This is a genomic window from Microbacterium sp. ARD31 (genome assembly GCF_031844425.1).
On sequence record NZ_JAUZVE010000002.1, the window covers coordinates 490,012 to 502,124 of the forward strand.

Genomic DNA, 12,113 nt, shown 5'->3' on the forward strand with positions numbered 1-12,113 from the left:
GTTGGCACCACTATGCAGCGATTCGGAACACTCTCCTTCGGTCACTACGGCCCCCTCGGCGGAGGACGCCAGGTCACGGCGCAGGACTCCATGCTGCAGGCCATCGACCTCGCGCAGGGCATGGACGATCTCGGCGTGGACGGCATCTCCTTCCGCGTCCACCACTTCGCCCGCCAGCAGTCCTCCCCCATGCCCCTGCTCGCGGCCATCGCCGCACGCACCGAACGCATCGAGGTCGGCACCGGCGTGATCGACATGCGCTACGAGAACCCGCTCTACCTGGCTGAAGAAGCGGCATCCGTCGATCTCATCTCCGGCGGACGACTCGCGCTCGGCGTGAGCCGCGGCTCACCCGAGACGGTGGTGCGCGGCTACGAGGCCTTCGGATACACGGGATCGCAGGACCCCCGCGGCGCCGACCTCGCCCGCGACCACTTCTCCCTCTTCCTGCGCGCGATCGACGGCGAGGGTCTGGCCGAGCGCGATGCGACGAGCCCCTTCGGCGGCGGCACGGGGATGCAGCGGGTCGAACCGCACTCCCCCGGCCTCCGCTCACGCGTGTGGTGGGGCGCCGGCAACCGCGACTCCGCCGAGTGGGCGGGGCGAACCGGTGTGAACCTGATGTCGTCGACGCTGCTGACCGAGGCGGACGGCAGGCCGTTCGACGAGCTGCAGGCGCAGCAGATCGATGCCTTCCGCGCGGCATGGACGGATGCCGGACACCCCGGCACTCCGCGGGTGTCGGTGAGCCGCTCGATCTTCCCGATCACCACCGCTGAGGATGCGATGTACTTCGGCGGGCGGCAGGACGGCGACCAGATCGGCGTGATCGACGGCATGCGCTCGACATTCGGCAAGACCTACGCCGGCGAGCCCGACGAACTCGTCGAGCAGCTGCGCCAGGATGCCGCCGTGCAGAGCGCCGACACCCTTCTGCTGACCATCCCGAGCCAGCTGGGCGTCGCGTTCAACCTGCGGCTGGTCGAGTCCTTCGCACGCTTCGTCGCCCCCGCGCTCGGCTGGCAGGGCACTCGCGTCTGAGTGCCCTGCCAGCCTTCGCCGATCTGTCAGTCGACCGGGTGGCCGGCGGCGAACATGCCCCGCGGATCCCACGCGGACTTGAGTTCGCGCAGGCGCCGGCCCGCGTCGCCGAAGGCGTGCTCGCGGCCCACGCCGCCGTCGATGAACGTCAGGGCGAGCGAGGGCGAATGCCACGCGGCCGTGGCCGCCACGACGCCGCGCACGGCGGCGAGCGCGCCGACGGCGAACTCCGCGCCGGGCACCATGGCGATGCCCACGACGAGATAGTCGCCGTCGAGCGCGCCGACCGCCCCGGCATCCGCGGGTCGACGAGAGGCGGCGCCCCCAACGTGCCGCAGTTCCGCGATGAACAGCCCGGGCGCACGACACGCCCCGAGGAACGCCTCGACCGCGTCGTCGGGCAGTGACGCGAGCATCGCCCCCTCCGAGAAGGCCGGCGCCGGCTCAGGCGGATCCATGTGCATCATCACCAGCGCCGCGGACGGGATCCGCGCGAACGTGTCCATCTCGGGCTCGAAGGCTCTCATGGGCGCCAGCAGGGCGTCGGCCGCAGCATCCGGTTCGAGGAAGGCGCCGTCGAGGACGACGAGGCTGCGACCAGACAGGAACGGGGGAAGCTGCGGCATCGGGGGGAAGTGCATGACGCGCATCGAGGTCGACACGCTCTCGGGCAGAGTGCGCGTCCACGCCGCCCACGCGGGGACGACCTCGGCCGCGCGCGAGGCGTCCCACAGCAGCATTCCCGCGAACACATCCGCGTAGGGCAGCAGGTCGATCTCGAGCGAGACGACGACGCCGAACGCCCCGGAGCCGCCGCGCACCGCCCAGAAGAGGTCGGCGTTCTCGTCGTCGGAGGCGCGCACGATGCGCCCGTCGGCGGTCACGATCTGAACGGCCCGCACGTGGTTCACCGCCAATCCGTGGGTGCGCGCATAGAACGACAGCCCGCCGCTCAGCGCGTAGCCGACGACGCCGACGTCGCCGGCGCTGCCGTGCATGGCGGTCAGACCGTGCGGGGCGGCGGCCTCGACGACGTAATTCCAGTGCGACCCGCCGAGCACGAGTGCCCGTCGGTTCTGCGGCGAGACGGTGACCCCGCGCAGCCGCGACAGCGACACCAGCACGGTGTCGGCGAGATCGGTGTCGGCGAGGGCGCCGGCGCCGTGGCCGGTGGCCTGCGGTGCGACGCGGAGTCCGGCGGCGGCCGCCGCGCGCACGACGTGGACGACGTCCTCCGCGGACTCCGGAAGAGCCACCGCGGCCGGGCGCTGGTCGATCGCGAGGTTCCAAGCTCGGCGCGCGGAATCCCAGGCGTCGTCGCCGGGAAGGACGATGCGCTCGCCCAGCGCGACGCGCAGGTCGGTGACGACGGGAAGGGCGGTCTCGTGAATGGTCATGGGGTGTTCCTCTCGGGTCGCACAGCCTCGCCGCTCTCGGGAGTGCTCGATCGGGCGGGCGACGTGGTGGTGACGATCGAGGAGGCCCGCCCGCAGGAGGTCATCGGTCTCGTGGCGGACGCGTTCGGCCTCACCGCGCGCGAGCGCGACGTCACCGGCATGGTGCTGCGCGGCGCCGACACGAAGGAGATCGCCGCGTCGATGCACGTCTCGCCCTACACGGTGCAGGACCATCTGAAGTCGATCTTCGACAAGGCCGGCGTCGCGAGTCGGCGGGAGCTGGTCTCGCGCGTCTACTTCGATCAGTACGTCCCGCGGTGGGGCGACGCCGTCGCCGCCGACGGCTGGTACGCACGAACAGCGTCCTGAGACGGGCGGAGGCGGGGCCGTTAGACTGGGCACCCCCTATCGCGAAGGAATCCCCCCGTGAACCGCCGCAGCCATTCCGGGTCGTCGTCCGACGACCCGGAACATAGTCGCCCTTTCACTGAACACCCCGCCTCGCAGGCGGTGACCCCATGATGACCGCCATTCTGCTCCTTCTCGTCGGCCTCCTCGTCATCGCGCTGATCATCGCCGCGAACGGCTACTTCGTCGCACAGGAGTTCGCCTACATGTCGGTGGACCGCTCACGGCTGCGGTCCCGCGCCGACGGCGGCGACCGCGCCGCACAGCGCGCGCTGGCGGTGACGAAGCGGACGTCGTTCATGCTGTCGGGCGCCCAGCTCGGGATCACCGTGACCGGTCTGCTCGTCGGCTATGTGGCCGAGCCGCTCGTCGGCGAGGCCCTCGGCGTCCTCCTCGGAGGCGTGGGAGTCCCCGCCGCCATCAGCGTGACGGTGGGCACGGTGCTCGCCCTGGCGGTCGCGACGATCGTGCAGATGATCTTCGGGGAGCTCTTCCCCAAGAACCTGGCGATCGCAGCCCCCGAGCCGCTCGCGCGGTGGCTGGCCCGCTCCACGCTCATCTACCTCGCCGCACTGGGGTGGCTGATCGTCATCTTCGACAAGTCCTCCAACGCCCTCCTGCGGCTCATCCGCGTCGAGCCGGTCCACGACGTCGACAGCAGCGCGACGGCGAAGGACCTGGAGCGCATCATCGAGGACTCCCGCCAGAGCGGCGACCTGCCCGAGGAGCTGTCGATCATGCTCGACCGGATCCTCGACTTCCCGGATCGCGACGTGGAGCACGCCATGGTGCCGCGCGCGAGGATCGACGCCGTCAGACCCGATCTGTCGCTCGCCGAGGCGAAGGTCCTGATGGCGCAGGCCCACTCGCGGTACCCGGTGATCGGCGAGAACGACCAGGCCGTGGGGGTCATCCACCTGACCGACCTGCTCGACACCGCCCTGCCCGAACAGGCACCGGTCCGGCAGATCATGCGGGAACCGCTCGTCCTTCCCGCGCTCATGCCGCTGCCGGTAGCACTCGAGGAGCTGCTGGCCACGCGCAATGAGATGGCGTGCGTCATCGACGAGTACGGCGGCTTCGCCGGCATCCTCACCGTCGAAGACATCGCAGAAGAGCTGGTCGGCGAGATCACTGACGAGCACGACAGCGACAACTTCACCGGCATCGATGTGCACGGCGACGACACCTGGACGATAGACGGTGACGTGCACCTCGACGAGGTCGAGCGCGCGATCGGCCACGATCTGCCGCGCGGGGACTACGAGACCGTCGCGGGGCTGCTCATCGCCGAACGCGGGGACTTCCCCGAGCCGGGCGACCGCATCACCATCGCGCTCCCGGTGGCCGCCGCCGAGATCATCGACGACGACCCGATGATCACGCTCGTCGACGTCGACGTCCGCGAGGTCGACCGGCACGTCCCGAGCCTGGTCGACGTGTCGCTGCGGAGGCAGTCCGCGGCCGCCAGCGAGGACGAGGACATCGAGGCACCAGAGGTCCACGGGTCGCCTGACGAGGAAGGGGGCGAGCGATGAGCCCCGTCGTCGTGACGGTCGTCACCGCCGCGCTCATCGTCCTGAGCGCGTTCTTCGTCGTCATCGAGTTCGCCCTGCTCGGGGCGCGACGGCACCGACTCGAGGAGCAGGCCGAGCGGAGCGCGTCGGCTCGCGCAGCCGTCCGCGGCATGAACGAGCTGACCGTGATGCTCGCCGGCGCACAGCTGGGCATCACCGCGTGCACCTTCGCCCTCGGCGCCGTGACCAAGCCCGCGGTGGACGCGTGGCTGGGACCGGTGTTCGCCGGGTGGGGAGCTCCGGAGTGGCTCGCCGGCGGCGCGGCGTTCGCGCTGTCGCTGCTGTTCGTCACCTTCCTGCACCTCGTGGTCGGCGAGATGGCACCCAAGTCCTGGGCCATCGCGCACCCCGAGCTGGCGGCGCGCATCATCGGACTGCCGGCACGCGCGTTCATCTGGCCGTTCCGTCCGCTGCTGCTGTGGATCAACCACATCGCGAACCGCCTCGTCGCGCGCGTCGGGATCGAACCGGTCGAACGTGCCGCGGCGGGCGGGCACGACGCCGACACACTGCGGCACCTGGTGGAGTACTCCACCGAGGTCGGAGTGCTGGAGCCCGAGATCACCTCGCACATCTCGCACGCGATCGAGCTGCAGACGCTCACCGTGGCCGACATCGTCCGTCCGGATGCCGCCCCCACGGCCGTGGGCCCGGACGCCACGCTCGCCGATGTACGCCGGGCCGCCGCGCGGACGAAGCACCTGCGCATCCTCGTCCTCGCCGGCGCGGACGAGCGGCCGGGCGTGGTGCACGTGCGCGACACCCTGCTCGAACCCGCGGACGCTCCGGTCGGCGCTCACCGCCGGGATGCGCACATCGTCCGCCCCGCCGCCCCCGTGCACGAGGTGCTCCGCGACATGCGGGAGCGCGGCATGCAGCTGGCCGTCGTGATGGACGACGGCCGCATGACGGGTGTGGTCACGATCGCCGACATCATCGCGCGCGTCCTCCCCCGCCAGAGCACGGCCGCCTGAGGCGGCCGGTCAGCGGGAGAAGGTCCTCGCCACCGCATCCCACCACCGGGATGCGGTGGCGCGGTGCGCGTCGAAACGCTCCGCGGCGCGGGCCGACACCGTCTCGCGTGACCCGGCGGCCCGAGCCAGCGCACCCGCGGCGGCGCCCGCGTCCGCCAGGTCGTCGAGGTCCAGCACGGTGTCCTGACCCCAATGGCCGAGTGCGCCGCCGAGCTTGATGCGGGTGTAGTCGTCTGCGGCGAGCGCGACGATCGGCACGCCCGCCGGAGCTGCGAACACCGCAGGGTGATAGCGACCGGTCACCAGAAGCCGCGCGCTGCGGGCGAGCGAGGCGGCACCGAGGGAGTCGCCGGTCGGCTCCACCCGACTGGGCTCGCTCATGCGGGCGCGGATGCGTTCGTGCAGCGCCGTGTCTCCAGACGGCTCCGACGCGGATCCGAGCGGACCGAAGTGCGCGTGGAAGACGACCGGGCCGACGTCGCGGACCGCGCGGTCGAGCACGGCGGCGATGCGCTGCTCCACCTCGTCGGCGGGGCGGTGGGCGAACCACCCCGACAGGCTCACCAGGACCGGGCCCGCGGCATCCGTCGACCGCCTCGGCCATCCCAGGAACGACGCATCGTCGACGGTCACGACCGCCTCGGCCCCCCAGCCGCGGACCAGCGCCGCCGAGTCCGACTCCCGCGTGCTCGTGAGCGCGGCGGTGCGGACGAGTTCGGCGACGCGCGCGGCGTCGGCGGGTTCGAGGTCGGGACCGAACGTCTGCCCGCTGACGACGACGGGAAGGCCGCGCGCACGTGCCATCGCCGCGAGGGTGGAACGCTCGTAGATGTGCACCGGCCACCGCGAGGCGAGGTTTCCGCCGCCGGCGTTGAGCAGACCGGATGCCGCGTCGAGCTCGCCGAGCACGCCGCGCGCCGGGTCATCGCCGGCGAGGTCTGCCTCGCCGCGCGCCGCGGCAACGAGTCGTGCTGCGCGGCGCTCGGCGGCGTCGCGATCGAGCCCGACGAAGCCCATCCGGGACACGGTGCGCACGCCGTAGCGTGCGGCTGACTCCTCCGGCGCCGACGACACCCCGACGACGTCGACGCCGCGCGCGGCGAGCTCGTCCCGCGCCGCCTCGAACATCGCCTCGTCGCCGATGTGCATCATGTCCGACACCACGCCGATGTCGCCGATCGCCAGCACGGCCATCGCCACTCCCTCTCGCCTCGCCGCGGCACGTCCCCTCGCGGTCGGAGCGACCGTGAGGATGCCGGGGGTTTTGTCAACCGTATGCTCCCGGCCACCCACCGCTACTACGATCGCATCTGCTCGCATGCGGCGAGACCGCGTGCGGAAGGGACCGGCCATGGGGATTCAGACGGCGATGGATCGGGTCGTGGAGGCCCCGTCGATCATCGAGGCTCTCCGCGCCGCGGACGACCTGGCCTTCGAAGCAGGACGCGACCCGAGCGTCCGCACCCTCCGCGTCCTCTCGGCCGCCCTCGGCGGCGCCGACGACATCGCCGCGCTCGCGTCGGTGCACGCGCTCGCCGAGATGCACGACGAAGAGGCGGGGCGGCTCCTGGTCTCGCTGCTGTCGGACCATCGCGCGTTCGTCCGCGAGCACGCCGCCTGGTCACTGGCCCAGGGGCTTCCCCGGACTGCCGCCGTCGCCCGACTCATCGGCATGGTCGCAGCCGGCGGATTCTCGGGGATGCTGGCGCAGCACACCCTCGAGAAGTGGTCTGCCGGCGCAGGAGAACTGCTCGCGGTGGCCCTCGAAGCCGCCCTCACCGGGCATCGCGAGACGGGAGCGCGCAGCCGTCTCGTCGAGACCTTGGGCCTGGTCCGTCAAACCGTCGCGACCCGCCCGCTGCGCCGCATCGCGCTCGACGACGCGGAGCCGATCCGCGTGCGCGAGGCGGCCATCGCCGCGCTGGGCCAGCGCGAGGCGAACGCCGGAGTCGTCGCGGACCTCGAGGACCTGCTGGCCACCGGTGGCCCCGTCGGGGACGTCGCCCGGCTCGCTCTGATCGACCTCGAGCCGCCGCACGCGACGGGCACCGTGCGGGGCGGGCTCACCGTCGCCCAGCTGTTCCTGCACGCGGACATCGACCCCACCCTGTCGTCCGCCGGCGCCGGGGACAACGGCGGGATCGCGACGCTCCTCGTTCGGCTGGGCAACGCCCTCGCCGTGCCGTCCGGTGAGGCGGCTCCGTCGAGCGACGAATCACCCGCCGTCGAGCGTGTACTCACCATGTCTCGGGGGTCGGTCGCGCAGGCGAGCATCGATCTGCTCGACGTGGCCGGGACCGCGTCGGGGCACGTCTACGGGCATGTGCCGCTCGGGAGCCAGCCGACGCCGTCGGCCGCGGCGTGGCCGCTGCGGGTGACGGCGCGTCGCGGCATCCGTCGCCTTCTGCGCGCCGCCGGACAGGTGGACGTCCTCCACCTGCGGATGGCGGATGTCGGCAGCCTCGCTGCGGCGGACGTCGCGCGCGAGCTCGGCATTCCGACGGTGTTCACCGTGGCTCCCGATCCCCACAGCGTCATCCAGTCGATGGACCGTTCGGGGGCGCTCACCCGCGAGGGCTTCGGCGCGGCCGATCTCAAAGAGCACTTCTGGTTCCGCATCCGGCTGGTGCAGAGCCTCGCCGGATCGGCCTCGCACACCGTCCTCTTCCCCCGCCCCGACCTGGCCCGCGACATGCGGGAGCTCGTCGGCATCGACATCGGCTCGCACCAGGAGCGCCACACGGTCGTGGCGGAGGGCGTCGACCTCGAGGTCGTCGATCGCTCGGTCGCGCAGGCGCAGCGCGCGATCGCCGGCGACACGCCCGCGCCGGACGGCTTCGCGGACCTCGCGGCGCTGCTCGACCAGCTCGAGCCCGCGCGACGCGAACTGCCCCTGATCGTCTCGGTCGGCCGCCTGCACCGTGTGAAGGGCATGGCGACCCTCGTGGAGTCGTGGGCGGGGTCCGCCCTGTCGGAGCGGGCCAATCTGCTCGTCATCGGCGGAGACCTCGACGCGCCGTCGCTCGATGAGCGCGAGCAGCTCGACCTCATCGAAGCCGCGGTCCCGACCCCCGAGCGTGCCGCGCGAGGTCTCGTGATCGCCGGACACCGCCCGAACGATGTGACGGCGCGGTGGCTCGCCGCAGCGCGATTCGGGATGCCGGGGCGTGCCGCCCCCGGCGGCGTCTACGCCTGCGCGAGCATCAAGGAGGAGTTCGGCATCGCCCTCCTCGAGGCGATGGCGACGGGACTCGTCGTCGTGGCCCCCGACGGCGGCGGCCCGGCGACCTACGTCGACCACGGTGACACCGGCTTCCTCGCCGCCACGTGGGATCGCGAGCGCCTGGTCGAGGCCATGACCGCGGCGCTCGATCGCGCCGGCGGGGCCGACGACGGTGTCGCCGAGCGCGCCCGCGAGGTCGTGTCGTCGCGCTTCACCATCCAGGCCATGGCCCGCGCTCTCGCACCCGTCTATTCGACCGTGGCGTCGATGGAGGAGGAGCTCGTGCGCGCAGCGGGTCTGCCGGCATGACGCTCCTGGTCATCAGCCCGGACTACGCCTCGCACCTGCTCCCCCTCGCCACCCTCGCGACCGAGTGGCAGCGGAACGGCCACGACGTCGTCGTGGCGACGGGCCCGGCGACCCAACCGATCGTGTCGGACTTCGGCTTCGCACGCGTCGACCTGCCGCTCGGGAGGGGCGCCAACGCGGGGGTCATCCGATCGCAGGAGCAGCAGGCCGCCGAGGCCGCGTCGCTCGAGGGCTTCTTCGCCGCCACCCGGCGGGGCATGGTCGAGACGCTGACCTACCAGGCCCGAGAGCGTCTGACGGATCTGATGTGGATGCCGGTGGATCGCGCCCGTGCGACCCTCGACGTCGTCGAGCGTGTCGCCCCCGACGCGATCATCGTCGACCACCTGGCATTCAGCGCGCGGCTGGCCCTGCACACGGCGGGCGTCCCGTACGGCGACGTCGTGCTCGGGCATCCGTCGGCGCTGCCCGTGGCCGGCGAAGTCTACGGATTCCCGCCCGCCTGGCCGGCCGCGTTCACACCGCGCGAGAGCGACCTGCGCGACCTGCGCGCCCTGTGCGAAGAGGTCTCGGCGCGCTTCGCGACCCAGTGGTCGGTGGCCGCGCGAGAACTCGACCCCGCCGCGAAGGACGTCACGGATGCCTTCGCGCTCCACGGCGACACCGTTCTGTACAACTACCCGGACGCCCTCGCCGCCGGCGACGGCCGGTCGCTGCCCCCGCACGTGTTCCTCGGGTCGACGCGGCGCACCGAGCGCCCGGATGCGCAGGTGGACGCGTGGATCGCCGATGCCGGCGCGTTCGTGTACGTCAGCTTCGGGAGCTTCTTGTCGGTGCGCGGCGACGTGCTGGCGAGAGTGGCGGCGGCACTCCGGCGCCTCGGCGTCCGTGCGGCCATCGCGACCGGTGTGACGTCGCCCGACGAACTCGGCCCCCTCCCCGCCGACTGGCTGGTCCGCGACTACCTGCCGCAGGTGCGACTGCTCGGCGCGGCATCCGCGACCATCACCCACGGCGGGAACAACTCGGTGACGGAAGCGGCCGGGCAGGGGGTGCCGCTGCTGGTGCTGCCGTTCTCGACCGACCAGTTCGCCGGCGCCGCGGCGGTCGAGCGCGTCGGCGCGGGGCGAGCGCTCGATCCGAACTCGGCGTCGGTGGAGGATCTCGCCTCGGCTGTCGCCGAACTCGTCGATCCGGCGTGGGGCGGCCGCGTGGCACTTGAGAACATCGCCGCGGCCCAGCGGGCGCGGTCGGGACCCGAGATCGCCTACGCGACCCTCTCTGCTCCGACGAGTCCGACCAGCTGAGCCATCGCGGCGGGGTCGCCGACAGCGGCTGTGTAGCGCTCCATGCGCGCCGCGTTGGCGTCGTACGCGGCGCCGGCACGGACCTCGCCGATGTGGTGCAACGCGTAGACGCGTCCGGAATGGCGCTGGGGAGGCGCTCCGAGCAGGGTCTGGTGGGCGAGGAACCACGCAGCGTCCTCGAATCCCCAGCCGCGGAAGTTCTCGTCCTGACCGCCGTGGCGCTCCCACGTGCGCGGCGTGGCCACGTAGACGCCGGAGCAGGCGCCCTCGACCAGGTCGTACACGCAGTCGATGAGAGGCACGCCGGCGGCGAACTGCGTCGAGCCTTCGCGACCCAGCCAGCGGTACTCGTCGTAGGGCAGGTGGACGACGTCGCTGTCGCGGGCGGCGGCGATGGCCGCCCGCAGCGCGGCGGGCTCGGGCAGCGTGTCGGCGTCGCCGATCACGACGACCTGCTCGGGGTCCGCGGCGCGCATGGCCGCATTCCGGCAGGCGGCGAGGACGAACGGCTGATCGTCGGTGTCGATCGTCTCCAGCGGAAGGTCCGGGAAGTGCGTGCCGTACCACTGGACGACGCGCTCGAACGCGTCGAGACGCGACGGCGCGGGACGCCACGGCAGCACGATCTTCGCGGGCGCGTCGGTGGGATGCTCGGGCACAGGCTGCTCCTCCTGGGGGACGGGGGCGGTCGGTGTCGAGCCGACGATGGAACGAGCCTACGACGTGTCCGCCGCGGCGCCCAGCACGCGCCTCACGCGGGCGGGGACGATCTCGCTCGCCGGCCCGAGCACGACGTCGTCGTAGAGGGTGACGTCGTCGTGCGCTTCGAGGTTGAGCAGCGCCGTCCGCGCGCCGACCGCGGCGGCGACCGCGTGCAGCGTCGAGGCGGGCGCGACCTGACTCGACGTGCCCACGACCCAGAACTCACGGCAGGCCTCGACGACGGCGTAGATCTCGTCGAGGTGGTGCACGTGTTCGCCGAACCACACCACGTCGGGGCGGAGCGCGCGCTCACCGCACACCGGGCAGGGCGGTTCCGGGGCGAGGTCCTCGGTCCACCGGGGCCGTGCCCCGCACGAGGTGCATCGGGCGCGGGCGAGCTCGCCGTGGATGTGGATGACGTTGCGCGACCCGGCGCGCTCGTGCAGGTCGTCGACGTTCTGGGTGATGATCACCACCTCATCACCCAGCGCCTGTTCCAGGTCGGCGAGCGCGCGGTGGGCGGCGTTGGGCTCGGCATGGCGGGCGGCGAGGCGACGGGCGTCGTAGAAGGCATGGACGAGCGCCGGGTTGCGCGCGAACCCCTCGGGACTGGCCACGTCCTCGATCCGGTGGTCCTCCCACAGTCCGTCGGCCGCGCGGAAGGTCCGAATGCCGGACTCGGCCGAGATGCCGGCCCCCGTGAGGACGACGATCCGGGATGCCGTCACCCGGCGTCCTCGATGAGATGCAGCTGCGTTCCGTCGAGGTCGACGAGGTAGCCGGCGCGCTGGCCCCACTCCTGCAGCGCGACGGGGACCAGGCGCGGGATGCCCGACGGGGCTTCGGCGACACCGGCGGCGCGGATCTGGGAGTAGAGGCCGTCGAGGTCGCCCACGCGGATGCTCGCCATGAACCAGCTCGAGTAGGGATCGAGCTCCGGCGCGAGGAAGAACTCCAGCCGGAGCGTCCCACGCGCGAGGATCAGCCACCCGCCGTCGCGGTAGTCCATCTCGAAGCCGAATCGGCCATAGAAATCCGCCGTCGCGTCGAAGTCCCGCGACGGCAGGTTCGGCACCGCTCGATCCGCCATGACCAGACGATACCGCCGGAGATTCCCCCCGAGAAGTTCGTCGACCATGTCGATTCCGATCGCCGCCGTTCGACGAGATAGTGAG

Annotated in this window: 11 protein-coding genes; 6 read left to right on the top strand and 5 right to left on the bottom strand. The window is 72.2% G+C overall.

Annotated features, from left to right (window positions below; genetic code table 11):
- The first annotated feature begins 12 nt into the window (after positions 1-12).
- Positions 13-1,041 (top strand): LLM class flavin-dependent oxidoreductase, encoded by a 1,029-nt coding sequence (locus tag Q9S36_RS09025; protein ID WP_311284814.1) that lies wholly within the window; start codon positions 13-15, stop codon positions 1,039-1,041.
- Between the two features lie 26 nt (positions 1,042-1,067).
- Here Q9S36_RS09025 and Q9S36_RS09030 read toward each other — a convergent pair whose 3' ends face one another.
- On the bottom strand, positions 1,068-2,438 hold the full coding sequence (locus Q9S36_RS09030; protein ID WP_311284815.1) for an FAD-binding oxidoreductase: 1,371 nt from the start codon (positions 2,436-2,438) through the stop codon (positions 1,068-1,070).
- A 3-nt stretch (positions 2,439-2,441) separates the two neighbouring features.
- Between Q9S36_RS09030 and Q9S36_RS09035 the strand changes: the two genes are divergently transcribed.
- The 3 genes from Q9S36_RS09035 (at position 2,442) to Q9S36_RS09045 (ending at position 5,397) form a co-directional block, all read left to right on the top strand.
- A complete protein-coding gene (locus tag Q9S36_RS09035) occupies positions 2,442-2,807 on the top strand; it encodes a helix-turn-helix transcriptional regulator (protein ID WP_311284816.1) in 366 nt (121 codons plus the stop codon).
- A 149-nt stretch (positions 2,808-2,956) separates the two neighbouring features.
- Complete coding sequence (locus Q9S36_RS09040) at positions 2,957-4,384, top strand: hemolysin family protein (RefSeq protein ID WP_311284817.1); 1,428 nt, start codon at positions 2,957-2,959, stop codon at positions 4,382-4,384.
- The gene (locus tag Q9S36_RS09045; protein ID WP_311284818.1) at positions 4,381-5,397 is read left to right on the top strand and encodes a CNNM domain-containing protein; all 1,017 of its coding nucleotides are present in this window, start codon (positions 4,381-4,383) and stop codon (positions 5,395-5,397) included. Before Q9S36_RS09040 ends, Q9S36_RS09045 begins: the two co-directional genes overlap by 4 nt.
- 9 nt (positions 5,398-5,406) lie before the next feature.
- Here the strand turns inward: Q9S36_RS09045 and Q9S36_RS09050 are convergent, their stop codons facing one another.
- Positions 5,407-6,591 (bottom strand): polysaccharide pyruvyl transferase family protein, encoded by a 1,185-nt coding sequence (locus Q9S36_RS09050; RefSeq protein ID WP_311284819.1) that lies wholly within the window; start codon positions 6,589-6,591, stop codon positions 5,407-5,409.
- Positions 6,592-6,748: 157 nt separating this feature from the next.
- Here Q9S36_RS09050 and Q9S36_RS09055 point away from each other — a divergent pair, with 157 nt between their 5' ends.
- Positions 6,749-8,929, top strand: a complete 2,181-nt coding sequence (locus tag Q9S36_RS09055) for a glycosyltransferase (RefSeq protein WP_311284820.1) — start codon at positions 6,749-6,751, stop codon at positions 8,927-8,929.
- On the top strand, positions 8,926-10,236 hold the full coding sequence (locus Q9S36_RS09060) for a glycosyltransferase (RefSeq protein ID WP_311284821.1): 1,311 nt from the start codon (positions 8,926-8,928) through the stop codon (positions 10,234-10,236). Before Q9S36_RS09055 ends, Q9S36_RS09060 begins: the two co-directional genes overlap by 4 nt.
- Here the strand turns inward: Q9S36_RS09060 and Q9S36_RS09065 are convergent.
- The 3 genes from Q9S36_RS09065 to Q9S36_RS09075 are packed head-to-tail and all read right to left on the bottom strand — an operon-like array spanning position 10,197 to position 12,028.
- Positions 10,197-10,895, bottom strand: a complete 699-nt coding sequence (locus tag Q9S36_RS09065; RefSeq protein ID WP_311284822.1) for a hypothetical protein — start codon at positions 10,893-10,895, stop codon at positions 10,197-10,199. The genes Q9S36_RS09060 and Q9S36_RS09065 overlap by 40 nt on opposite strands.
- Positions 10,896-10,952: 57 nt before the next feature.
- Complete coding sequence (locus Q9S36_RS09070) at positions 10,953-11,666, bottom strand: NAD-dependent deacylase (RefSeq protein WP_311284823.1); 714 nt, start codon at positions 11,664-11,666, stop codon at positions 10,953-10,955.
- Positions 11,663-12,028 carry a bleomycin resistance protein gene (locus Q9S36_RS09075; RefSeq protein ID WP_311284824.1) on the bottom strand — a complete coding sequence of 122 codons (366 nt, stop codon included), beginning with the start codon at positions 12,026-12,028 and terminating at the stop codon, positions 11,663-11,665. Before Q9S36_RS09075 ends, Q9S36_RS09070 begins: the two co-directional genes overlap by 4 nt.
- Positions 12,029-12,113 lie beyond the last annotated feature (85 nt).